Here is a 25,549-nt window from a genome sequence, read left to right as displayed (position 1 = left end):
TGTGTTCATCCACACTTCACAATAATAACAGAAAATACAAATGATAATAATAAAGCATACAAAATATGGTGCGGTCGAGAAGACTCGAACTTCCACGGGTTGCCCCACAGCGACCTCAACGCTGCGCGTCTACCAATTCCGCCACGACCGCACATGGTAGAGGCCAAATACATTAACTTTGGGGGATTTAACAAATCATAAAGCGTGACACAAGCCCATTTTCATGTTTTTATAACTTATTTTATCTTAACCACCACAGTATACTTTAGATACAAGTCGCCAAACTCTGCACTTTATCATAGCTGGCGAAGTACCATCATCAAATTGGCTTGCGCAACTTGATCTTTTTTATAAGAGCCATGAAAACTTGTTGTAATTGTTGTAGCTCCGTGCTTTCGTATCCCTCTCATAGCCATACACATATGTTCAGCTTCAATTACCACTGCAACGCCGCGGGGCTTTAAATGTGTTTCCAAAGCATTAGCTACTTGAGCTGTCATGGCTTCTTGCGTTTGCAAACGACGAGAAAAAATATCTATGACACGTGCAATTTTTGAAAGACCAACAATTTTTGTATCGGGAAGGTAGGCGATATGAGCTTTACCAACAATTGGAAGGACATGATGCTCGCAATGTGAATAAAAACCAATATCCTTCATAATTATCGGCTCATTATAACCTGAAACCTCTTCAAAAACTGTTCCTAAAATCTCCTCAACTGATTCATCATAACCAGAAAAAAGTTCACTATACACTTTAGCAACACGTTTAGGAGTATTTAAAAGCCCTTCTCGATCTGGATTTTCCCCTACCCATAACAACAATGTACGAACCGCTGCTTCCACTTCTTCAAAACTAGGACGCTTTTTCTCAGATAGAGAAAGATCTTTAGCTATTCCTTTCATAGGACTATGCATTTAAAAAACTCCAGCTTATTATGTATAAAATATTTATATACATTAATTTATTTTATAATAATCTTTACGCAAGTGAATTAAAAGCTTGAATATTGAAAACTCTTAAAATTCCAAGCAACAGCTCGTGATGGACAACATTTATAGCAATAAAATTCTTGAATATGCTGCTCATATAAGTAGAATTGGGCGTCTTAATAATCCTGATGCAACATCAAAAAAGCATGCACGCCTTTGCGGATCAACGGTTCTTGTAGATTTAAAAGTAGACAACGATATCATTATAGATTTTGCTCATGAGGTATATGCATGTGCACTTGGACAAGCTTCATCTTCTATTTTAGCGCGTCATATTATTGGCAAAAAAATGCAAGATCTTAAAGCATTACGCAAAACTATCTTTTACATGTTGACAGAAAATGGCCTTCCTCCCCCTGCTCCATTTGAAGCATTTTCCTGTTTGCAACCCATTAAAGATTATAAAGAACGCCATGCCTCAACAATGCTTACCTTTGATGCAGTCGTAGACTGTATTGAACAAATTGAAGAAAAAACAAATGGTTAAATTACAGCCCAAACAAAAAAAAATACAAATTCGCAATTATACAGGTCCTTGGCGGAAAACGCCTGGACGATTACTTGGCACTACGTTGATACGTCTTTATCAAATAACACTTTCCAGTTTGATTGGAAATCAATGTCGTCATATCCCAACCTGTTCAGAATATACCTATGAAGCGATTGCACGCTACGGCCTGTGGGCTGGTGCATGGATGGGTTTTTTTCGTATTGTACGTTGTGGCCCATTTGGAACATATGGCTTTGATCCAGTACCAACTTCTCTTAATTACTCTTATAAACCTTGGCACTATTGGAAAATTTCTGATAAAAATGATAAATAATTACTTTTCTTTTTCAATGCATATTGATAGAAAATCAATCTACTAGCTCTATCTGACTATTTTAAATTTTCACGAAACCATCCGCAATCGTTGGCGGAATTGGACTAAAGGGGTGTTTTATGTCTGACCTTATTTCTCTTTCTTTTCCTGATGGTTCAAAACGTGATTACCCCTCTGAAATGACAGGTTTAGAATTGGCTGAGTCTATTTCTAAATCACTCGCAAAAAAAGCAGTTGCCTATAGCCTTAACAGAATCATCCGAGACCTTTCAGATCCATTAGAACAATCTGGACAAGTGGAAATTATCACTCGCGACGATCCGCGTGCACTTGAATTGATACGCCATGATTGCGCTCATGTTTTAGCTGAAGCAGTGCAGGAACTGTTTCCTGAAACACAAGTTACAATTGGCCCCGTCATTGAAAATGGTTTTTATTATGATTTCGCGCGTAAACAACCTTTCACATTAGATGATCTCACTATTATTGAAAAAAAAATGCGTGAAATTATCCAACGAAACAAACCTTTCAGAAAAGAAATTTGGTCTCATGAAAAAGCTAAGAAAATTTTTTCTGAAAAAAACGAATTGTATAAAGTTGAGATTATTGATGCTATCCCTGAAAATCAAGACGTAAAAGTTTATTATCAAGGAGATTGGTTTGATCTTTGTCGTGGTCCACATATGCAATCTACTGGCCAAATTGGCAATGCTTTCAAACTAATGAAAGTTGCAGGAGCCTATTGGCGTGGGGATGCCAATAATCCTATGTTAACGAGAATTTATGGTACAGCATTTGCTAACGAAAATGACCTAAAAGCCTATCTCCATACGCTAGAAGAAGCAGAAAAACGCGATCATCGTCGCTTAGGGCGTGAAATGGATTTATTTCATTTTCAAGAAGAAAGTCCAGGAATGATTTTCTGGCATCCAAAAGGTTGGAAAATGTTCCAAAATTTAATTAGCTATATGCGCCGCCGCCTTGATGATCATAAATATGATGAAGTTAATGCACCACAAGTTCTTGATAAATCACTTTGGGAAATATCGGGTCATTGGGAATGGTATAAGGAAAATATGTTTCAAACAACCCCAGCCGCTGATGATTGGGATGATCAATGTATTTACGCTCTCAAACCCATGAATTGCCCTGGTCATGTGCAAATTTTTAAACATGGTTTAAAGTCTTACAGAGATTTGCCTATTAGACTTGCTGAGTTTGGTATTATCCATCGTTATGAACCTTCAGGTTCTCTACATGGTCTTATGCGCGTTCGTAGCTTTACACAAGATGATGCGCATATTTTTTGCACAGATGAACAATTAGCTGGTGAATGTCTTAATATTAATGATTTAATTTTATCAACTTATGCAGATTTTGGTTTTGAAGAAATTAGCCTTAAATTTTCAACACGTCCAGAAAAACGTGTCGGTTCTGACGAATTATGGGATCATTGTGAAAACATAATGTCATCTGTCCTTAAAACTATTGAGAAAAAATCAGAAGGACGTATTAAAACCAGCATTCTTCGAGGTGAAGGCGCATTTTATGGACCAAAATTTGAATATACATTAAAAGATGCTATTGGTCGTGAATGGCAATGTGGAACAACACAAGTAGACTTCAATCTACCTGAGCGTTTTGGGGCATTCTATATTGATAAGGATTCAGAAAAACGTCAACCTGTTATGATCCATAGAGCTATTTTGGGATCAATGGAGCGTTTTCTTGGCATATTAATTGAAAATTTTTCTGGACATATGCCGCTTTGGCTTGCCCCTCAACAGGTTGTTGTCGCACCAATCACATCTGAAGCAAATGAATATGCAGAAAAAATAACAAGAAAGCTCAAAGCTATTGGTCTTTCAACTATAGCAGATCTTCGTAATGAAAAAATTAATTATAAAATACGTGAACATTCTTTACAAAAAGTCCCTGTAATCCTTGTATGCGGTAAACGTGAATTTGAAACAAATAGTGTGAGTATGCGCCGTTTAGGAAGCACAGATCAGACTGTTTTATCTGTAGAAGAAGTGATGAAACAACTCTCAAATGAAGCAACCCCCCCAGATTTACGCCGTTTAATAAACATTCAATAATGAAAAGCAATTGTGCTAAATTTAGAATTGTTGACTGCTTATCGTGCTCTATCAAGCATGCGTTTACATTCAATTAATTCGAAGAGTGTTTCCTCTAATAATGCTTTATCAGTCTTGTCTTGATGGCTTTTAACGGCACCAATAGATTCTTCTTCGCCCTTCATAAACCCTAAAAGTCCAAACGTTGCCTTTTTTGACTTAGTCTTAGTGGATTCATTAATTTTGGTAGATTCAGATGTTTGTTCTGCACATGCTTTTTCTATTATAACATTCATGTCATCAAGATCGCTATTGCCAAGCGCAATAACAAAAGAAGAGCCATTTTCTTTTAAAAGGCGTTGCACACCTTTTATAGTATAACCTTTGCCATAAAGTAGTTGTTTAATACCGTTGAGCAAATCAATGTCAACAGGACGATAGTAACGCCTTCCACCCCCACGCTTTAATGGCTTAATCTGAACAAAACGTGTTTCCCAAAATCTTAACACATGCTGTGGTAGCCCCAGTAACTCTGCTACTTCGCTAATTGTCCGAAAAGCATCAGGGCTCTTGTCCATTTTGTAATACCTTATTTAAACATTGTACCAATGATTTTATAATAACTAAATTAGTTCAAATTTCTTGCTAAGATTGATCAAAAATAAGGCTTATCCTCAATTATATTTTAATACAAAATCTGTTACTTAAATAGAAAAAAATTACCCATTAAATTTCCTGGTCAAACCTCAGACATTTAAAATATCACTTAATTTACACGAATTTACTTCTGCCTTGCACGATGCGCATCTAAAATTCTTTTTTTAAGTATATTCGCAGCTTTAAATGTTACCACACGCCGTGGTGGAATAGGTGCTTCAATACCTGTTTTGGGATTGCGTCCAACCCGTTCACTTTTACTACGGACCTGAAAAGTCGCAAAAGAAGACAATTTAACCACTTCATCCTTTACAAGTGAATTGCAAATTTCATCCAAAATCAACTCAACCAAAGCTGATGATTCAGTATATGACAAGCCTACTTTCCTACAAACCGCACTAGCCAAATCTGCACGTGTTACTGTCTTACCTGTCATCATAACCACCTATTAAAATTTAAAGTTACAAAGCGATTTATACGTTTTATTCAAATATGGTCAAGTCGCTATAATCTACCAACGAACAAGAACCGCCCCCCAGGTAAACCCACCCCCCATGGCTTCTAACATAATGAGATCTCCTTTTTTAATTCTCCCATCTTGAACAGCAGTTGTCAAAGCTAATGGTACTGATGCTGCAGACGTGTTACCATGTTGATCAACGGTCATCACAACTTTATCTAATGTGATCCCTAGCTTTTTAGCCGACGTTTCGATAATGCGTTTATTAGCCTGATGAGGCACAAACCAATCTAACTCAGAAGAATTCATATTAACAGCTGAAAAACAATCATCAATCACATCTGTTATCATACCAACTGCATGTTTAAAAACTTCTCGTCCTTTCATACGTAGATGACCTGTTGTTTGCGTTGTTGAAGGGCCTCCATCAACATACAATTTATCTACATACGCACCATTAGAGCGCAATTTTGCAGACAATATACCACTATCAACAATAACATTACCTTCAACTTCTTGTGCTTCCAAAATAGCTGCGCCTGCACCATCACCAAATAAAACACATGTTGTACGATCTTGCCAATCTAAAATCCGAGAAAATGTATCAGATCCAATTACTAAGATTCTTTTTGCCGCTCCACAGCGTAAATATACATCTCCTGTTGTCAATGCAAAAATAAAACCAGAACAAACAGCTTGAACATCAAAAGCAAAACCATGCTTCATTCCCAAAGCGTGTTGAATTTCAACAGCGGAAGCAGGAAAAGTATGGTTAGGCGTTGAAGTCGCTAAAATAATACAATCAATATCTTCTATTGTCATGCCTGAATTTTTAAGTGCAGCTTGTGCAGCCGCTACCCCTAAAGAAACAGTCGTTTCACTTGTATCAGCAATGTAACGTTGGCGAATTCCCGTACGTTGAACAATCCACGAATCAGATGTTTCAACAAACTTTGTAATCTCATCATTCGATAAACTTTTTTTTGGTAAAGCACTTCCTACACCACATATAACTGATCGAATCATACAGTCCTCACCCTCTCTTAAAATTTTTTATCTCTACTACGAATACCGATCATATTGTTTGCGTATTATTTGATAGCTCTACCTTTATCATTTTCAAAGTGTCATTTTATTTTCATGAAAGTATCGTAAATCTTCAACTATTTTTTTCAAAAGTCCATTATTTACCATTTCATAACCAATGCGGATAGCAGAAGCAAAACCATCAGCATTAACACCACCATGACTTTTTATAACAATACCATTTAAACCTAAAAGCACACCACCATTAATCCGATCAGGATCTATTTTCTGTTTCAGCTGACGAAAAGCACCTCGAGACAAAACGTATCCAAGGCGTGAAAAAATAGAACGGCGCATAACAATATTTAAAAGCCCAGCTATTTGTCTTGCAGTTCCTTCTGCAACTTTTAAAGCAATATTACCGGAAAACCCCTCAGTGACAACCACATCGACTACCCCTTTTCCAATGTCATTACCTTCAATAAATCCCTTATACTCTAGCCCTTCTAATTGCACTTCACGCAATATTATTCCAGCTTTTTTGATTTCATCCAAGCCTTTTACCTCTTCAACACCTACATTCAAAAGTCCAACGCTTGGTTTTTCAACATTATATAAAGTACGAAACATACCAGCACCCATAACCGCTAAATCAACCAATTGATCAGCAGATGCACCAATTGTTGCACCAATATCCAGCACAATACTCTCTCCACGAAGAGTTGGCCAAATACCAGCAATTCCAGGACGGTTAGATTCTGCCATCATTTTTAAACAAAAATGAGACATTGCCATAAGTGCACCAGTATTGCCAGCAGAAACACAAGCATCAGCCTCGCCATTTTTTACAGCTTCAATTGCATGCCACATTGATGATTTACCACGCCCAATGCGAAGCGCTTGGCTTGGCTTCTCATCCATACGTGTATAACTTTCTGTGTTATAAAATTGCGATGCTGCAACCAAATGAGGATATTTTTTAAAAATTGGCTTAACAATCTCTTCTATCCCATAAAACAAAAAATGAATATCTGGCAAATGTTTTTGCGCAACTGCTGCCCCCTCAATAGTAACTTCTGGGCCATAATCGCCACCCATGACATCTACAGAAATTCTAATCACACTTGCACATCCTATATTTAAATTCACACTGAATTTTTTGTTATTTAACAAATCACAAAAATATCACTATAATAGGTTTACAGAAATATTGTCCCTTTAACCATATAGCAGGTATTTTTTACATATTTATAATCACTTCCATTCTTTTAAAATAGAAAATGGTGATGTTTTTTGTTCAATTTCTTCTGAATCTTTAATTAAACTTATATTTTCATCTTCCTTGCGTGGATAATGATTAATTGATAGTTCAAAAAATTCTTCCATAACTGCACCTATATCAATCTTATCGCCATAAAAAACCTCTGGTATATCTGGTCCATCTGCATCTAAAAGCAATTCTCTTGTATCCTTTGACACTTTTGGTTTAACCAAATTTGAATCTTCAGGAACAAACGTAATTTCAATATTTTCGTGAAGAATATTTTCCAATGGCTCCAGTGTAATGACGCATAATTGTATTATATGCGCTTGCAGTAAACCTTTTACATATACCCCACGCTTTTTCCACGGTAAAATATGGAATTCTCCCTCGCAAGATTTCACTTCAAGTAAATCATGATTCTTAGCCAAATGTGCACATTCTTGTTGATCTGCGCAAACACGAACTTTTATACCCCTAGCAGACAATGAGCGTACTGACACTGGATAAGTCAGAGCAAACATCATTTGAGAAACATTTTTAACACTCATTGATAACTCCAAAATAAAAAAGTGTAGTATATTGTAACTTCGTTTAATCAACATATTTTATAACTTTTTAAGCAGTTTTCTATAAAATTACTGATTTTATAACAGAGGAAACTCGCTGTAAGCTATTGCAGATTATACCAAATTAAGCTAAAAGCTGAAAAATCGCGGGTCACTTTTTCACCTATGCTTACGTGTAAATGGAGATGTCATTGTTTCAGATGCCTCACTTGATAAATTTAATCAAACATAAATTATTGATTAGCCTATTTATAGCAAGTATGGCAGCGTTTGCTGGATGCAGTTCAATGCATTCTTTAACTTCAAGCCAAACCTATAAGGAAGGTTATGTTCTTGATCAAAACGCTCTCGATTCTGTTTCTATTGGATCCAGTCAGGAGCAAGTTCTTTTAGCTCTAGGAACTCCCTCACTGAAAACAAAATATGATAACGAGGTTTTTTACTATATTTCACAGACTCGGTATCGTAAAATGCGGTTTATGAAAACCAAAATTATTGATCGTAAAGTCTTGGCTATTTATTTCAACAGAAATGGTCAGGTTGCAAGGATAGCTAATTATGGTCTACAAGATGGTCAAATATTTGATTTTATCACTCAAACAACACCAACAGGTGGTAGTGATCAGTCTTTTTTAATCCAAGTCGTTAAAGGTCCTGCCAATAGTTCACGTTAATCAATTACCTACTTGTAGTCTTAACTGAGCTGACGTTTATAAAACTCTAATAATACTAGGATTTTATTTTATTATACTTATAGGCGAATTTCTTTTGCTATTCTATCAAGAATTGCATTGACAAGCCTTGGTTCATCACCTTCAAAAAATGCTTTTGCTACATCAACATATTCACTTACAATAACGGCAGTGGGTATGTCCTTGTGATTCATTAGCTCCCATAAACCTGCACGCAAAATTGCACGTAAAATCGAATCAAGACGTGAAAGTGACCATTCTTCAGAAAGTTTTTGCTGAAGCATAGGATCAAGTTTCTTTTGATCTTGTACAACGCCAGCTATAACAGCTCGAAACCACTGAAAATCAGCATCAAGATATTGATCACCATCAATATCCTTTCCTAAACGATAAGCTTTATATTCAGCTGCTATTTCCGTAACACCAATGCCAACTATATCCATTTGATATAGCGCCTGCACTGCAGCAAGCCTTGCTACTCCGCGTTTATTAGCCAAATGCGAAGAATGTTTGCTTTTTATATCAGCCATATTTAATGATTATCTCCAAATTTTTTTTTAGAGCAATCATACATAAAGCAGCTTCAGCAGCAAAACCACCTTTATTCTTTTCACTCTGTTTAGCACGTGCCCATGCTTGTTCTTCATCCTCAACAGTCAAAATACCATTTCCAATAGCCAACTGCCTATGAAGAGTTAAATCCATTAATGCTCGACAAGAATTATCAGCAACAATTTCAAAATGGTATGTATCACCTCGAATAACACAACCAAGCGCTATATAACCATCATAGGGTACCTTATTGTTTTTTTCAGCAAAAGCTATTGCACCAGGTATTTCCAGTGCCCCTGGAACTGTTACAACATCATAACTTACTTCAGCTTTTTGTAAAACATTCACCGCACCTACAAGAAGTTCATTTGAGATTTTATCATAAAAGCGTGCTTCAACAATTAATAAGTGCAACTTTTTATGTATTTTTTTTGTCACAACAAAACCCCCATTTAAAATCAATAAAGGACTCAAAGATTACATAACCATCAAATTTCAAAAACAATACAAAAATTTTTTCAGTTTACTTATCTTTCATTTTAAAATTAGAAAGCCTGGCAACATAACGAGCAAGCTGATCAATTTCTAAATTCACTTGGTCCCCCACTTTAGCCTGCCCCCATGTTGTCATTTCAAGCGTATGGCGAATAATAAGAACATCAAAAACATTATTTTCAATACAATTAACAGTTAGAGATGTACCGTTAAGCGCAATAGAGCCTTTTTCTGCAATAAAAGGCGCCAACCGCATTGAAGCTTTTAAATAAAAACGAATTGCATCACCTTCATTTTTTTGATCAACAATCTCAGCCAAACCATCAACGTGACCCGAAACCAAATGCCCACCTATCTCATCACCAAGCCGCAATGAACGTTCCAAATTAACAAGAGTTCCTTTTGTCCATTGAGAAAGACTAGTCAAACACAATGTTTCTTTCCATGCTTCTACAACAAAGCAATTAACATTCGCCTGTTTTAGTTCACGTTCAATAACAGTTAGACAAATACCTGAACACGCAATTGATGCACCAATTTCTATAGTCTCTACATCATAATGTGTAGAAATACTTAAACGTGTTCCTTGTTTTAAAGACTGAATGTCTTCAACACAACCAATGTCTGTTACAATCCCTGTAAACATAATGTTTTGTGCCTCCATTTGCACAAACGATCATTTCCTAACATTTTCGTCTCAATTTCATTAAATTCTGAAAGATAAGTTGCAAAATGAGGAGCATCAATACGATCTTTACCTAAAACAATTGGTCCATGAAAACATATTAACTGATCCACACAACCAGCATTTAAAAAACTTTCTCCTGTCTTAGCTCCTCCCTCAAGCAAAATACTATTGATGCCACGCTGATAAAGCAGCTGTAAAATAGCAAAAGGCTGAATCAAATGATCGCTCATTTCTATTGAAAATACACATACACCACACTGTTCCAGTGCCATTTTTTTACTTTTTTCTGCAAAAGTTGCATTACAAATAATCCATGTAGGAATTTTTGTCGCTGTTTGTATAACCTTTGCATCAAATGGAATACGTAAATTTGCGTCTAAAATAATACGTATAGGAGAGCGTATTTCAAGCCCAGGCAAACGACAACTTAATTGTGGATTATCTGCTAATATAGTGCCAATACCAACCATAATAGCATCATTTTGAGCGCGCAGAATATGAGTATATGTATGAGCTTGTGCCCCACTAATTTCTACCCTCCCCTTCTTTTTTCTTCCTATACCATTATCTGCAGAAATTGCCATCTTTAAAGTTACTTCACACCGCTGCAGTTTTTTTACGCATAAATAAGCACTTAACGTTTCAAAAGCCTCCTTAGCCAGAACTCCCTCAACGACTTCAATGCCAGCTGCACGTAAAAGAGCAATACCACGACCACAAACCCGTTCATCTGGATCAATAAGTGCAATAACAACCCGAGAAATACCTGAATCAATAAGTGCATTTACACAAGGTGAAGTCTCACCATAATGTGAACAAGGTTCTAAAGTAGTGTAAGCAGTAGCGCCATAGGATAATGGGCCTGCCATTAATAAAGCTTGCACTTCAGCGTGTGGTCTTCCATGGATAGCTGTTATACCATAACCGACAATAGATTTCTTTCCATCATCATCTCGGACAATTAGTGCGCCAACAGATGGGTTTTGTCCTGTAAGTCCAATGCGGCGTTCTGCTAAACGAATGGCCGCGGACATAAAGCGGTTATCTTGTTCTTCTTTACTCATCAAAATAAGATTTTACATCCGCCACATCTTTTGAAAGTTCGTTTATAATATCATGAAAATCAGTTGCATTACGAAAATCACGATACACGGAAGCAAAACGAATATAAGCAATATCATCAATGCTCTTCAACCATTCCATTACAAGATGCCCAATTTTTTCTGAAGCAATCTCGGGTTCCCCTAAATTTTCAAGCTGGCGCACAATACCTGAAATTGCTTGTTCAATGTGATCAGGATCAATATTACGCTTACGCACCGCCACATTAACTGATCTTATTAATTTATCACGATCAAATGATTCACGCCGACCACTTTTCTTGAAAACTGACAATTCACGTAACTGAATACGCTCAAAGGTCGTAAAACGACCACCACAAACAGAACACACACGTCGACGACGAATCACTGCACCCTCTTCTGCAGGACGTGAATCCTTAACTTGTGTATCTTCATGTTGACAGTAAGGGCAGCGCATCTTTTTGTGCCTCAACAAGTGCTCAAGTGAGAATAAAGAGGGAAATTATCTGTCATATCTCTTACCTTTTTCTTAACAGCGTTTTCAATAGAAGCGTTATCTTCAGCACTTTCTGCTGTTTTAAGACCACCAAGAACTTCTGAAATGAAGTCACCAATTTGGATAAATTCATTTTCTGAAAAACCACGTGTTGTTGCTGCAGGTGTACCCAAACGAATACCTGAGGTTACAAATGGTTTTTGGGGATCAAAAGGAATACTATTTTTATTACAGATAATACCAGCACGTGCTAAAGCCAATTCTGCACATTTCCCTGTTAAATTTTTAGAACGCAAATCAACCAACAATAAATGATTGTCTGTACCACCGGAAACAATATTAAAACCATTATTCTGTAAGCGTTTTACTAAACTTTTAGCGTTAGCAACTACATTAGTAACATAGTTTTTAAAAGCAGGTCGTAAAGCCTCTCCCAGTGCAACCGTCTTAGCAGCAATCACATGCATTAAAGGACCACCTTGCAAACCAGGAAAAACGGCTGAATCAATTTTTTTAGCTAAGGTCTCATTATTGGTTAATATCATGCCACCACGTGGGCCACGCAGTGATTTATGTGTCGTAGTGGTAACAACATGAGCATATGGTACAGGTGAAGGATGAACACCGCCAGCAATTAAACCTGCAATATGAGCCATATCAACCATTAAATAAGCCCCAATCTCATCGGCAATTTCACGGAACCGTTTCCAATTCCATATGCGTGAATAAGCCGTTCCTCCTGCTAAAATAAGCTTTGGTTTATGCTTTTTTGCAAGGCGTTCAATATTTTCCATATCAAGAAGCTGATCTTCTTGACGCACACCATAAGAAACAACATTAAACCATCTTCCTGACATATTAACAGGAGAACCATGCGTAAGATGACCACCAGAATTTAAATCTAATCCCATAAATGTGTCACCAGGCTGAAGCAAAGCTAAAAACACAGCTTGATTCATTTGGCTACCAGAGTTGGGTTGAACATTTGCAAAAGCAGCACCAAAAAGCTTTTTCGCTCGTTCAATTGCCAATTCTTCAATTAAATCTACAAAATGACAACCACCATAGTAACGCTTTCCTGGATAGCCTTCTGCATATTTATTGGTTAAAACTGATCCTTGAGCTTCAAGAACCGCTCTTGAAACAATATTTTCTGATGCAATCAGCTCAATCTCATGATGTTGGCGTTTAAGCTCACCACTGATTGCATCAAAGACTGTAGAATCAACCATTTGTAAATTATTGTTAAAAAAGCACTTTTGTAGATCACTTGCTTTCTTAGTCATAAAGCATGCCCTAACGTTAAAACAAAATAAAAAGTAACATAGTACGTATCACAGACCAAATATTTTGAACCAGTTTAATTCAAAAACTGCAAACACTATAATATCTATCTTATTCTTTTGTCATTTAAGCAATAAAATTCTAGCCACACAAAAATAAATGATGCAAAATAAGTATCGGGCTTTTTAAAAATTCCCTTTATTGCAACATCTTCCATGCAAGGCAAGACAGACTATAGTCTCAAAGTACTCAATTATTTAAGCTGAATACGATATTACAAGCTTAATATGACAAAAAACATCAGTTCAAGGTAAATGCAATGGTAACAAAAATCTTTATTGATGGTGAGCATGGAACAACTGGATTACAAATACAAAAGCGATTAGCAGAGCGCTATGATTTAGAATTGCTCTCTATTCCTTATGCAGATAGGCATAAAATTGATGTGCGCCAAGAATATCTTAACCAAACAGACATTGCTATTTTATGTCTTCCAGATGATGCTGCACGCCAAACAATAAAACTTCTCAAAAACAATAAAAAAATTAGAATTATTGATAGTTCAACAGCACATCGTATTGCACCAGATTGGGTCTATGGTTTTCCTGAAATGACAGCAGGACAAAAAAAGCGTATCCAAGAAGCACGCTATGTTGCTAACCCCGGGTGTTACCCAACCGGTGCAATTAGTTTAATTCGACCATTACGTGAAGTAGGTTTACTAGACGCTCATTACCCAATATCAATTAATGCTATATCTGGTTACACGGGTGGAGGTAAACAATTAATTACGCAGATGGGAAATCATTTCCGAGAAGATACTCTGCGAGAAAATTACTTTACTTATGGTCTTAATCTCAAACACAAACATGTACCAGAGATTAAATTTCATGGGCAAATCAGCCAAACACCTATTTTTGTACCAAGTGTTGGCCGTTTTCCTCAAGGAATGATTGTAAATCTCCCACTCCATCGTCATCTATTTGCAAAATCAGCTAACTGTTCCAATCTGCGTGAAATTCTCAATGCCCATTATAATGGTCAAAATATTATCTCAGTTGCATCACAAGAAGAGACTGAAACACTTACTAAATTAAATCCAGAATGTTTAGCACATAAAGACGGTATGAAACTTTTTGTTTTTGGCAACGATAGTGAAGGTATTTTCAACTTATGTGCCATATTAGATAACCTTGGAAAAGGCGCATCCGCGGCTGCTATTCAAAATCTTGATTTAATGCTTGCAAATAACTAACCTTTTTCTGATTGCAGATCTTTATTCAATAACGCGAGATGCTCCCTTTGTTGCTCGCCAATGTACAACTGAAAAATACAATATAACTAACGCAACACCTTGATGAAGAACCCCCCAACCTAGGGGTACTTCATTTAATAAGGTAACAATGCCAAAAAGCGCTTGAACAACTATGGCAATACATAAAAAAAACGCACGACGAGCATGAGCTGAATGTGGAATGTTTTTTCGTACATAGAAAGCGTGAACAACCGCTACAATAAATAAAAAATAAGCAAAACAACGATGAACAAATTGAACTGTCAAAGGATTTTCAAATAAATTAAGCCAAATTGGATCATAATTTAGTAAGCCATCAGGAATAATCTGACCATCCATCAAGGGCCATGTATTATAGACTTTACCTGCATGAAGACCTGCAACTAAAGCACCAAAATAAATCTCAATTAAAACAAGAAAAACAAGCCAACCTGCAAAACGTTGAACAGCCTGCGTTGCTGGTTTTTCTGTACATTCTGTAAGACCTTGAGATAAGTAAGTGACAAAAATAATAACAAAGCACGCCGCCATGAGGTGAATTGCCAAACGATATTGACTGACACTCGTCAAATTGCTTTGACCAAGCCCTGATGCCACCATCCACCAACCAATAACACCTTGAATAGCAATAAGAATTGGCACAATAATAAGTTGAAGCAAAATACCTTTTTCAATACGTTTGGTAATCCAAAACCAAATCAAACCCAATAAAGCTATAAGACCAACAAGACGACCAAGAACACGGTGCCCCCACTCCCACCAGAAAATAACCTTAAATGCACTTAATGTCATATCGCGATTAAGCAACTTATATTGCGCTATTTGCTGATATTTCAAAAATTCTTCCTGCCACTCATCTATACCAATTGGTGGAATTACACCATGAATTGGCTTCCATTCAGTGATTGATAACCCCGACCCCGTCAAACGGGTAGCTCCTCCCACTAAAACAATTGCCAAACAAAGCAATAAAATGGCATAAAGCCACACTTGAATCTGTTTTCGATTTTGTTTTTGCAGCGATGTCAAAGCTACATCATTCAATTTCTCTATTGCCATTTTGGATTTCCTTTAGTTTGTCTTCAACTGCAAATATTTTTTAAATCTAAAAATTAACTCTCAATTGTTTTTATAAAGATTCAGTAATGCTATGCAAAAAGAAAGTGCTTTTGCTACAATAAGTGATTACCATTTCTATTTTGCCAATATTCAATACGAATTCACGCAGCAAACAGTTTTTGGAAATCTTGATATCATCTGCACTATCCAATTATGTTTATCAAGAGTAGCATTACAAATATAATAATCTGTCGATTGCGCAATTTGTTCAGACCCGTATTTGGGTTCGCTAGTTATTTCTAAAATGATCAAATCGTAATTTTTTTTAAATTCTTCTAATAGACGGGGAATATCATTTGAAAAATCCTGAGCACGAACAGTGCTCGCCAACCCTTGTGGAAGAATATCAACTCCTGTATCGTAATCACGATAAATAACATCTTGTAACTGCGCATCGCCAGTTAACACATCACTCAACCCTCGGTGTGGGCCAATTATTTTTTCTATCTGTTGACCAGAAATATCTACAAGCAAAACTGTTTTTTTCTCTTCTACCAAATGAAGAGATAATTTTGCCGCCATCCAAGCAGCCTGTGCTCCAATTATTGAGACAACCATTGAAGAACGTAATTTTAAAAAAACCGATAATCCTTCTATTGTCATAAAAGTTTCAGAATTTTCTATCACCTTAGGTAACAAAGCACTTCTGCTACTTTCTAAATCCTCTTCCGATTGAGTTTTCTCTGTTCCAGAATATCTTTGAAATAATAATAACCCTACTAAAAGAGCTGTCAAACTTGCTAATATACTCACAAGAACATTTTTGCCATAAAGAGCCATAAAAGAAACAGGAGCTACTGTTATTGGAGCAATCATACGAATCTTTGCCTTTTGTAATAAAGGAGTACGAATGTTCATTTCTTTATTTTGCCCATCTATCACTACTTTTACTTTATCTTCCAGCTCATTTAACATTTGATTGAAAGACTGAGATTGATCCTTTACAAAAATTCTAATTTTTTCTCTTAGTTGTATTTCAAAATTCTTTGCGACAATCTCATCTGAATGAATTTGATTAGTAATTTGCAAAATTTTATCCTCTAACTGAGTAGAAAGTGCTTTCGATTCCGCAATCATTGCTTTAATTTGTGGATGTTCCCAACCTAATTGGGCAGCCATATGAGCTTTTTGTGTTTCCAAAAGATTAATTTTAGCTTCTAATGCGACAACAGCTGAGTTGTTCGCAACAAATGACAAAGACAACAAAGACTGACCATTTTTACGCATCATTTTAATGGTCGAATTTAAAATTGTTAAATGAATACGCCTTAAAGTCGCATCTGTTAATTTCGTATAAAGGTTATTAAGCTCAGCTTGTTTTGCTTCATGATGAATGGAAGAATTGGTAGATGAGCGAAATGTCTGTAATATATTTAATATTGCAGTATTATCATATTGTCGATCAGCTTTCTTTCCTACCGACAATAATTTTTGATTTCGTTTAATAACTGTATCTGAAAAAGCAGAAAACCAACTTTCCAACCCTTTTTGAGCATCTTCAGCAGTTTTTGCTTCAAAAGCAAGTTTGATCAGATCACCATCACGAGAAAACCGAATATTTTCATAAAGTTTCTTCTTATGCACATCATAAGGAAAAAATCTTTGTGTATTTGAATTATTTAAAAAGATAGGTTGAGCAAACAGTAATGCAACAATATTATCTTGCTCATCATTTGGTAATGGGATTCCAACAGAATCAGATAACGTAAATGTTAAGGTTGCTTGGTAGGAGCGTAGCTGAACAAAATAATATAACCAAATCAAAAATGCGCATAATATTGCTGAGAAAAAAACAATTAAAGCGTTTTGCGATATTATGCGCATTAACAATCTATTATCACGCTCAAAATTCATCTTATTTCAACCAACACAATAAATATCTCACGTTCTCTATTTTAAGAGAAAGGAGTAACTATCCTCTTAACTCAAAGCTATATTATTTAAAGCTATGTTATTTTTAGATTAGAAAAACGTAAAGATAAAAGAAGTTTTGCTAAAGTCACAGCTCAAAAGAAGTGTTTATACATATTTTGTTTAATATGATCTAATCGTTTCTTTGCTTCACAAGTAAGGAGTGCTCGGATAGTAATAGAACCATCATCATGACTTTCTTGCTCTATCTTACCAGAATTTTTATAAAACCAATCAATAAGTTGCATTTCATCAGGCTTTAAAACCAATTTAACGCTTTGCATTTCTCCAGAAAGCCGCCTTTCAATTGTTACTAACAATTGATTTAATCCTTCTCCAGTGAGTGCTGATATCATTAATGCAGGATTTAACAATGTTCTTGCACTTGTTTGCAAAACATTCAATGTATGCTCATCCAACGTATCAGCTTTATTCCAAACTTCCACGATGTGATCTATATTACCAATATCAACACCTAAACTTGAAAGTATTTCTAATACATCTTGAGCCTGAGCACGATGATCAGGATTTGATATATCTTTTACGTGGATAATTAAATCAGCTTCAATTACCTCCTCGAGAGTCGCTCTAAAAGCCGCAATCAAATGCGTTGGTAAATTAGAAATAAAACCTACAGTATCAGATAAAAAAATAGTTTGCCCATGAGGAAGAATAACTTTGCGTAAAGTTGGATCAAGCGTTGCAAACAACATATCTTTTGTTAATACACCTGCATCACTTAAGCGGTTAAAAAGTGTTGATTTGCCCGCATTAGTATATCCCACTAAAGCAACAACAGGATGAGACGTCTTTTTTCTTTTAGCTCGATGAAGAGCACGTGTTTTAACAACATTCTCTAATTCACGGCGAATACGAGTGATTTTATCTTGCAGAAGGCGTCTATCTGCTTCAATTTGAGTTTCACCAGGCCCTCCCAAAAAACCACTACCACCGCGTTGTCTTTCCAAGTGTGTCCAACTTCGGACAAGCCTGCTTTTTTGATAAGATAAATGTGCCAATTCGACTTGCAATTTTCCTTCTTTTGTTCGTGCACAACGACCAAAAATTTCAAGAATCAAAGCCGTTCTATCAATAACCTTACAACTCCATAATTTTTCCAAATTACGTTGCTGCACTGGTGTGAGAACATGATCCACAATTGCAAGTACAATATGATGCTCACTTATATAATCAGCAAATGCACTCACTTTACCTACCCCAAATAAAGTCGAAGGGTGTGGTGTGCTAATATTAATGGTTTCATAATGGACAATATCTAACTCAATAGCGCGCGCTAACCCTAATGCTTCTTTTATCCGAGAATCTATTGAGTGCTCACTTAAAACTTTTTCAGTCTTGTTTACAGGAAAAAACGGTAAAAAAACAACAGCGCGTACCTGCTCTGCAACCTGTGAAATCAATTTCCCAGATCTTTTATTTATATCCATCATAACAATTCAAGGTAATAGAAGAAACAGAGCAAAAGATTTAAAGATAGCAGCCTTATCTATTCAGACCCCTCACCTTCAAACATTTGTACAGATTGGCCCGGCATAATCGTCGAAATAGCGTGTTTATAAACCAATTGCGCATGCCCATCTCGCCGCAAAAGAACACAAAAATTATCAAATGACGTTACAACACCTGTCAACTTAACACCATTCACAAGAAAAATTGTAAGAGAAATTTTTTGCTTACGAACTGTATTCAAAAATACATCTTGCAGGTGTTGTGATCGTTCTACCATATTTTACACCTTTGCTGCGAATCGTAAAAATATCCACTGTCTCATATCGACTGAAAAATAATAAATTGTCAATGTATCAGCATCAAAAATCCGGAAAAATTCCGCTTAATATTGGAAAAATAACCTATTACGTGTAAGTAATGAACAGCACTCTTAATAAGATAAGAAATCAAATATAAAAATTTTAAAACTTCCGTTTTTTACTGATTACTATGTCTAAAAACAATTTTTTTGTACAAAAGGCATCAACATACATAATATTTTCTACATAATGGTATTCGTCATATATCTATTGACTAGACTTTACATCCATTCAATATAAAATACTGAATATCAACTAATATACTATAATTTAAAGGCATAACAAAGAGGCGCCTTCTTGTAGAGAATTAGATCATCAAATTCACTTTTTGTCACTATTAGCAAACTTTGAAAATTATAGTAACAAAATCTATAATGGCGTGGAAAAATGCCCTCAAATAACATGACAAACTCAACATAGATTATGCACATGCTATATTGAAATGGATAAAACAGCTAAAAAATGTAATGTTTTGATCTAGTATTTATCCCATTAATTTTTCACCTGTTTCTTAAATATATTCAGCTAACTTATCGCTATTATAGGCTGTTTATTTGTTTCTATTATAAAATATATGTTTTCATCGTTCAACGTAGCCCACTACCTGCTCATTCATGAAATAACTTTAGCATGGTGCTAAAAAAACACATATCCAATTATTTATTATATAATTAATTATTTTGTTTAAATTTTGTTATAGTATGATTATTTTGCGTCAATTTAAGCATGAGTGGTTATACGCCTACAAGAACTGGCATATTATGCAAAAATTTTAAAGCATCATATGTAATTGAAATGCTTATTCAATTGTTCCATCAAACATATTAAGCTTATAATACTGGTTATCAAAATGAACAATCAACAAATTTTATCTCAGACATAATTTTATACTGTATTGTTTTTTATGAATTTTCCAGCATTTTTGAATAAGCAACAAAATCCGCGTTAACCCTATCTTGATAAGTTGTAAAACTTTTACCTTATACATATTCCTTTCTAAATAATTAACAGCTAATATATTAGAAGTAACTGGAAAGGGGCGTATTTCTTTTCCATCTGTAAAAGTATGAGGCAAGTATGGCACGTAGAACCAAATTACAAGCATTTGAAGTCGAATTTGAAGAAGCTCTCGAAAAAGCAATGGACTTTAACCTTGATGATTCGATAATTGAAGCAATATCATTAAATGATCCTTCAAATCCTAATGTGGATGATTTGACTCAAAAAATTGCAACAGCAGAAGAAGAACTTCTTTCTGAAAACAGTGCTTCTACTCTTACCTCTAATGTTCATGATAACGTTGTTATTGATGAATCTGTTGCTGAACAACTTTTTGGACAAAAACCTATAGATGAGCTTTCCGGTGGAACTGTGCGTGACACGTTATTAGCTACAAAGCCTCTCCCCGCTAATGACGACATAATAGAGCCTTTAAATTTAGGGCCATTAAAGCAAAATTCTATCTCTCGGATTTATTGGAGTACAACAGCACTTAGTGCTTTGTGGGCAACAGGGGGTGCTTTTATTGCCCATAAATTAGCTCCCGCTGGATTAAATTCCTTAGCAAACATTACTGCCTTTATTACATCACCTACTGGGCTCGTTGTAACTGCAGGAACTATGATTCCTATTCTCATGTCTTGGGGTTTTGCTCAGCTAACAAAACGTTCAACTGAATTACGCAATATTGCTGTTCTTATAACACATGCAGCACAACAACTTAACGAACCGCAGCACATATCTGAAAAGCAAGTTATTGCTATAGGAGAGACCATTCGTAAAGAAGTAGCTGCAATGAATGAAGGAATTGAGCGTACTCTTGGGCGTGCTGTTGAACTTGAAGCTATTATACAAAGTGAAGTTCATAACCTTGAACAGGCTTATGCAGAAAATGAATCGCGGATTCACAAATTAATAGAAGAATTAAATAATGAACGCATGGCAATTTTGAATCATGCCAATCGCGTACAGTCAACAATTAAAGGAACACAAGAACAGCTGAGTGATGAATTTGATTTGGTTGCGTCCAAAATTTCAACCAATATTGATAAACTTACGCAAACTCTTTCTCAAACTTTAGAAAAACAAGGTGAAGATCTTGTTACAAAACTTTCCTATGCAGGAGATGGTATAACAAAACAGCTTGTTGAAAAATTTAACGAAACAACGGTACATATTCAGCAAAAGAACACAGAGTTTTTCGATGAATTAGGAAAAAACTTTGATGGTTTTTCAGAACGCTTTGATAATAATGAAAAGCAATTAGAAAAAACCTTTAACGAAACGACTGTTAAAGCTGAAATGCATATCTCTAAAATTGTGGAGAACATACAAGCTGCAACAGATCAAACCCTTTCCAGTATTGATGAAAAATTTAAAACTGTCGATACAGTAATTGTTGATCGCCATAATCAATCATTGCAGAATTTGGATGAAAAAATCATACAGCTTGACGAACAGGCTTATAAAATCTCTTCTACATTCGATAATATCACCGCACAAGCACTTGAAGCTTTTGAAAACCGTTTAGCAAATGCGGATTTATCTCTTAAAGAGCATGGCGATTCTATTATTGAATCCTTTATTTCTCGTAGTCAAACCTTAGAAGATAATGTTGAAAAACTTGGTGGATTTTTAGAAGCTCACACCTTGCAAATTAATGCAAATCTTCAAGAAAGAACTGCTGATATTGCCAATGTATTTACAAACGGTCACGATAATGTTCTTTCTGCAATAGATGAAAGCAAAAAACTTTTGAGAGAAGAAATTCAAAATGTTGATGATGCAATTGTTGATATTATAAAGGAACGTTCACAAGACTTTAAATTACAAATCGCTGATCAAAGAGATATAATGGAAAATATGCTCACCAGCGAAAAGGATAAAATTGCTGATACATTGAGAAATCAAATTAATGAGTTAACCCAAAATGTTTCATCTGTTGAAAAAACTTTAACTGATAATATTCAAATCATTGATCAGCACGCAGAAAATCATTTGTCCGCTATAGCTCACTGCACAGAAAAACTGCAAGAAACCATTACGCAAAGCTGTCAAACAACTCAAGATGCTTTAGAAATGCAAGCTAAAAATATTGATATACGTGCTGAAGCTTTGCGCGATTCTTTGGCCACTAATAGTTTTTCTCTTAACGAAGTTCTTGCAGATCAAACCCGCACGATCGAGCAACGTATGGAAACAATCCATAATATCATTGCAAAAAGTGATATACACATTGATACAGCCTTAAAACAGCAAATGGACTTGGTTGAAAATGTCATTGATAATAACAATAAAACAATCACCGAAGCTGTCCAAAACCACATCAAAAACCTTGAAAATCATACTGAAACTTTAAAGGATACTCTCTCCCAATCTAATGAGACATTATTTGAAACCTTTGAAAATCGTATAGAGTCGTTCGATGAAAATCTAGAAAATAGAGCAGGTCAAATCTTTGAACGTGTAACTACGTTAGAAGAAACATTATCTGAAAAAATGGGCCAAATATGTGAAACTATTAAGGAACAAACATCTGTATTTGAGGAACGCTCTGACACCTTAAAAACATCTATTGCCCTCAATAATGAACATGCCCAAGCAGTCCAACACGCACTGGAAACAAGCGTAGATAATATACGCGGCACATTAGAGAATTCCGTTAATACGGTTACAGGTAGTTTACATAACAAGCTTATGGAAGCGTCTGATATCCTTGCCTCTACCAGTGAACAAATGTTTTCATCATTAGATAATGAAACAAATAAAGCACAAGAAAAGCTTGTCAACGCTTCTCAGCAAGCAGCATTAATAATGGCTGATCAAGTAGAAAAATCAGAAACCTCTATTCTTTCTGCCGGTAACCAATTGGTTTCATCTGTTAGTGACGTTACTACAAAAGCGGAAAATATTATTTTTGAATCTGGTAATCGTATTGTCTCAAACGTTGAACAAACAATTCACAATACCAGTGAAAAAATTCTCTCTGTTTTAGAAGAGCAGACAGCTTATACTGCAGAAGCCTTTACAATAGCAGGCAATAATGCACAAACATTGTTTAATGAAGCAATTCATTCTTCAACAACAGCCATTGAACAATTGCTTAATGAACGTTCCAATGTTCTTTATCAATCCATGCAAGAGCTTGAAAATAATTTAGGATATCGGTTGTCTGATGTAAGTAATCGTTTAGAAGAAGTAAATAGTCAAACAACTTCTCAAGTTTCAGGATATGTTGAACACTTAACAGAATTAACAGATTATTTAAATCAAACTGCACAAAGTACAACTGAATCATTTGGTAATTTAACGCAGCACATCAGTGAACAACTTGCTCTCTCAACACAAGATGCTGAACAAAGAATTTATGCACAAAATGAAGCATGGATGAATAGTTTCGCACAGACAAATTCTGAAACTATTCAAACCATGGCTACTATGAAGGAAGAGCTTATCAATAATGTCTCGGCGATTCTTGAGCAATTAAATCAATCAATTTATAGTATTCACGAAAATAGTAATATTTTGATATCAACAGTCCAAAATATTGATACTCAGTTTAATGAAACAACAAATAACTTCTTCCAAAACACTAACCAAGTAGCAGAGCATTTATCAACTTCAGGTCAAACACTTCATAATAATATGGAAGCTCTGCAAGGATTTATGCAAAATACATTTGATAAAATTAGTCATATAACAACAAATTTCAGTGAACACGCTCAAACACTTTCTGACACCATTCATATACTTGAACAATCAGAAAACACACTGGGTGTGACACTCGAAGAAAAGCGAAATGCGCTAGCTACGTTGAGCAATACTCTTGTTTCAAAGTCTAATGAGATTAATCAACTTATCAGACATTATGAAGATGCTCTCAATTTAGCATTTAAACGCACTGATGAAAATACACGTAATTCTACGCAATTACTGGAACAAACACTTAATCAACTTACTAATGAAGTTTCAGTACGTTTTTCAGGAGCTGCAGAAGATATACGTAAATCAGCTGATGAAATTCGTTTAGAACTTTTAAAAGTTAATAATGATATTAATGAGAATATTCAAAAACTACCAGCGCAAACAAAAGAAACAATACAAACAGTCCGTTACACTCTGAATGAACAAATTACAGCGTTAAAGGACTTGGCAAATGTTATACAAAACGATGACAAAAATAGCGAAAAAGAGCAATTGATGTCAGCTGCTGCTACATCATTAACATCAAATAGGGTCAATAGTACTTCTGCTGAAACTACAAAGAAGATAGTGCCACCAAAGCCTATTTGGTCGCAAGAACAAAGCAAACCAAATCAAAACAGATGGGTATCAGATCTGTTGGCAGGAGCTTCGTGTGAAAAAACACAACCTGAAAGTACCAATAACAGTCCAACTTCTTCATCGGTACAAACAAAATCTCATCCTGCGAATGGATCTCTTAATTCATTAGCAACGAGTATTTTAAAAGCTATTAATCACAACGCCATTGTTGAGTTATGGAATCATTATCGGCGTGGACAAAAAAATATCATACCTGAGCAGCTTTATACTTCGAATGGGAAAATGATATTTGAAATAATCAAGCAAAAATATATAAGCGATATTAATTTTAAAGACTCAGTCAATCAATACATTGCAGATTTTGAAAAACTATTACGTGATGTATCCCGTAGTTCTGGAAATACCCATACAGCACGACAATATTTAATTTCAGATACCGGAAAAGTTTATACTATACTTGCCCATGCAAGCGGACGAATTCAATAAAATAATAAAAAAGGGAAAAAGAGTAACTTTTTCCTTTTTTTTCAATTGTATTAATTAATCATCATCATGACGAATTTATTACAATATTATGAGTAATATTAATAAGTTCTAACCGTAAAAGTATCTAACTTTTACATTGCATCAATTATAAGCGAGTAGTTCTTTCATCATTCAACTTGCCAATGCTCTTTTTTAAGCATACTTAGTAAGTAAAAAGTGTAAATGTTGATTCAAAATCTCGTTGCTTGCTTATAAAAGAAATATACTTCAACCTCACGGGATTAGAATTAAAGAAATCACGAGCCACCGCTTATGCTTAAGCAGGAAAAAAAAGTATGTATACATGCACTGGAATAAGAAGATACATTGGTTATAAATGAACGCCACAACATACCTAAAAAATAACAACATAAATTATTGTTAATTTAATATAGAAATGACGCACACTATTGCAAATATATGGACAAAAGA

At 35.3% G+C, this 25,549-nt stretch carries 21 protein-coding genes, 1 tRNA gene and 1 pseudogene; 6 read left to right on the top strand and 17 right to left on the bottom strand.

Annotation, left to right across the window (positions count from 1 at the left end; genetic code table 11):
- Positions 1 to 66: 66 nt before the first annotated feature.
- Positions 67 to 151: transfer RNA gene (locus BWD121_RS02225), tRNA-Leu, on the bottom strand.
- Between the two features lie 145 nt (positions 152 to 296).
- Entirely contained in the window at positions 297 to 917 is a 621-nt protein-coding gene (gene folE, locus BWD121_RS02220) for a GTP cyclohydrolase I FolE (RefSeq protein WP_078663206.1), read from the bottom strand.
- Positions 918 to 1,041: 124 nt separating this feature from the next.
- Here folE and BWD121_RS02215 point away from each other — a divergent pair, with 124 nt between their 5' ends.
- The 3 genes from BWD121_RS02215 (at position 1,042) to thrS (ending at position 3,915) form a co-directional block, all read left to right on the top strand.
- Entirely contained in the window at positions 1,042 to 1,479 is a 438-nt protein-coding gene (locus BWD121_RS02215) for an iron-sulfur cluster assembly scaffold protein (protein ID WP_078663205.1), read from the top strand.
- A complete protein-coding gene (gene yidD, locus BWD121_RS02210) occupies positions 1,472 to 1,816 on the top strand; it encodes a membrane protein insertion efficiency factor YidD (RefSeq protein WP_078663204.1) in 345 nt (114 codons plus the stop codon). Before BWD121_RS02215 ends, yidD begins: the two co-directional genes overlap by 8 nt.
- Positions 1,817 to 1,935: 119 nt before the next feature.
- A complete protein-coding gene (gene thrS / locus BWD121_RS02205; protein WP_078663203.1) occupies positions 1,936 to 3,915 on the top strand; it encodes a threonine--tRNA ligase in 1,980 nt (659 codons plus the stop codon).
- Positions 3,916 to 3,953: 38 nt separating this feature from the next.
- Here thrS and BWD121_RS02200 read toward each other — a convergent pair whose 3' ends face one another.
- The 5 genes from BWD121_RS02200 to BWD121_RS02180 form a co-directional block, all read right to left on the bottom strand.
- A complete protein-coding gene (locus tag BWD121_RS02200) occupies positions 3,954 to 4,472 on the bottom strand; it encodes a MerR family transcriptional regulator (protein WP_078663202.1) in 519 nt (172 codons plus the stop codon).
- A gap of 203 nt (positions 4,473 to 4,675) precedes the next feature.
- Positions 4,676 to 4,987 carry an integration host factor subunit alpha gene (locus BWD121_RS02195; RefSeq protein WP_078663201.1) on the bottom strand — a complete coding sequence of 104 codons (312 nt, stop codon included), beginning with the start codon at positions 4,985 to 4,987 and terminating at the stop codon, positions 4,676 to 4,678.
- A gap of 75 nt (positions 4,988 to 5,062) precedes the next feature.
- Positions 5,063 to 6,037, bottom strand: a complete 975-nt coding sequence (locus tag BWD121_RS02190; protein ID WP_078663200.1) for a beta-ketoacyl-ACP synthase III — start codon at positions 6,035 to 6,037, stop codon at positions 5,063 to 5,065.
- A 93-nt stretch (positions 6,038 to 6,130) separates the two neighbouring features.
- Positions 6,131 to 7,159: a phosphate acyltransferase PlsX gene (gene plsX, locus BWD121_RS02185; protein ID WP_078663199.1), complete on the bottom strand. Its 1,029-nt coding sequence runs from the start codon at positions 7,157 to 7,159 to the stop codon at positions 6,131 to 6,133.
- A gap of 132 nt (positions 7,160 to 7,291) precedes the next feature.
- On the bottom strand, positions 7,292 to 7,849 hold the full coding sequence (locus BWD121_RS02180) for a hypothetical protein (protein ID WP_078663198.1): 558 nt from the start codon (positions 7,847 to 7,849) through the stop codon (positions 7,292 to 7,294).
- 218 nt (positions 7,850 to 8,067) lie between these two features.
- On the opposite strand from BWD121_RS02180, the gene BWD121_RS02175 reads away from it, so the two are divergent.
- Positions 8,068 to 8,541, top strand: a complete 474-nt coding sequence (locus tag BWD121_RS02175) for an outer membrane protein assembly factor BamE (protein ID WP_078663197.1) — start codon at positions 8,068 to 8,070, stop codon at positions 8,539 to 8,541.
- Between the two features lie 77 nt (positions 8,542 to 8,618).
- Here the strand turns inward: BWD121_RS02175 and nusB are convergent, their stop codons facing one another.
- The 6 genes and pseudogenes from nusB to glyA form a co-directional block, all read right to left on the bottom strand.
- Complete coding sequence (gene nusB, locus BWD121_RS02170; RefSeq protein WP_078663196.1) at positions 8,619 to 9,089, bottom strand: transcription antitermination factor NusB; 471 nt, start codon at positions 9,087 to 9,089, stop codon at positions 8,619 to 8,621.
- A 2-nt stretch (positions 9,090 to 9,091) separates the two neighbouring features.
- Positions 9,092 to 9,549, bottom strand: a pseudogene (locus BWD121_RS02165) (6,7-dimethyl-8-ribityllumazine synthase).
- Between the two features lie 85 nt (positions 9,550 to 9,634).
- Positions 9,635 to 10,252 (bottom strand): riboflavin synthase, encoded by a 618-nt coding sequence (locus BWD121_RS02160; RefSeq protein ID WP_078663195.1) that lies wholly within the window; start codon positions 10,250 to 10,252, stop codon positions 9,635 to 9,637.
- A complete protein-coding gene (gene ribD, locus BWD121_RS02155; protein ID WP_078663194.1) occupies positions 10,234 to 11,358 on the bottom strand; it encodes a bifunctional diaminohydroxyphosphoribosylaminopyrimidine deaminase/5-amino-6-(5-phosphoribosylamino)uracil reductase RibD in 1,125 nt (374 codons plus the stop codon). The genes BWD121_RS02160 and ribD overlap by 19 nt, the downstream gene beginning before the upstream one ends.
- Positions 11,351 to 11,833: a transcriptional regulator NrdR gene (gene nrdR, locus BWD121_RS02150; protein WP_078663193.1), complete on the bottom strand. Its 483-nt coding sequence runs from the start codon at positions 11,831 to 11,833 to the stop codon at positions 11,351 to 11,353. The genes ribD and nrdR overlap by 8 nt, the downstream gene beginning before the upstream one ends.
- An 11-nt stretch (positions 11,834 to 11,844) precedes the next feature.
- Positions 11,845 to 13,158 carry a serine hydroxymethyltransferase gene (gene glyA / locus BWD121_RS02145; protein WP_078663192.1) on the bottom strand — a complete coding sequence of 438 codons (1,314 nt, stop codon included), beginning with the start codon at positions 13,156 to 13,158 and terminating at the stop codon, positions 11,845 to 11,847.
- A 317-nt stretch (positions 13,159 to 13,475) separates the two neighbouring features.
- On the opposite strand from glyA, the gene argC reads away from it, so the two are divergent.
- Positions 13,476 to 14,411: an N-acetyl-gamma-glutamyl-phosphate reductase gene (gene argC / locus BWD121_RS02140; RefSeq protein WP_078663191.1), complete on the top strand. Its 936-nt coding sequence runs from the start codon at positions 13,476 to 13,478 to the stop codon at positions 14,409 to 14,411.
- Between the two features lie 21 nt (positions 14,412 to 14,432).
- Here the strand turns inward: argC and BWD121_RS02135 are convergent, their stop codons facing one another.
- The 4 genes from BWD121_RS02135 to hfq form a co-directional block, all read right to left on the bottom strand.
- Complete coding sequence (locus tag BWD121_RS02135) at positions 14,433 to 15,509, bottom strand: COX15/CtaA family protein (protein WP_078663190.1); 1,077 nt, start codon at positions 15,507 to 15,509, stop codon at positions 14,433 to 14,435.
- Positions 15,510 to 15,659: 150 nt separating this feature from the next.
- Positions 15,660 to 17,393, bottom strand: a complete 1,734-nt coding sequence (locus BWD121_RS02130; protein ID WP_240536678.1) for a hypothetical protein — start codon at positions 17,391 to 17,393, stop codon at positions 15,660 to 15,662.
- A gap of 182 nt (positions 17,394 to 17,575) precedes the next feature.
- Positions 17,576 to 18,931, bottom strand: a complete 1,356-nt coding sequence (gene hflX, locus BWD121_RS02125; protein WP_078663188.1) for a GTPase HflX — start codon at positions 18,929 to 18,931, stop codon at positions 17,576 to 17,578.
- A 56-nt stretch (positions 18,932 to 18,987) separates the two neighbouring features.
- Positions 18,988 to 19,227 carry an RNA chaperone Hfq gene (hfq, locus tag BWD121_RS02120; RefSeq protein WP_007477688.1) on the bottom strand — a complete coding sequence of 80 codons (240 nt, stop codon included), beginning with the start codon at positions 19,225 to 19,227 and terminating at the stop codon, positions 18,988 to 18,990.
- Between the two features lie 1,159 nt (positions 19,228 to 20,386).
- On the opposite strand from hfq, the gene BWD121_RS02115 reads away from it, so the two are divergent.
- On the top strand, positions 20,387 to 25,078 hold the full coding sequence (locus BWD121_RS02115; RefSeq protein ID WP_078663187.1) for a hypothetical protein: 4,692 nt from the start codon (positions 20,387 to 20,389) through the stop codon (positions 25,076 to 25,078).
- The last annotated feature ends 471 nt before the right edge of the window (positions 25,079 to 25,549 follow it).

Origin of the sequence: Bartonella sp. WD12.1 (assembly GCF_002022415.1) — a bacterium.
Classification (GTDB): Bacteria; Pseudomonadota; Alphaproteobacteria; order Rhizobiales; family Rhizobiaceae; genus Bartonella.
Note: the sequence above shows the minus strand (reverse complement) of the source record. Positions and strands in the feature narration are given on the sequence as shown.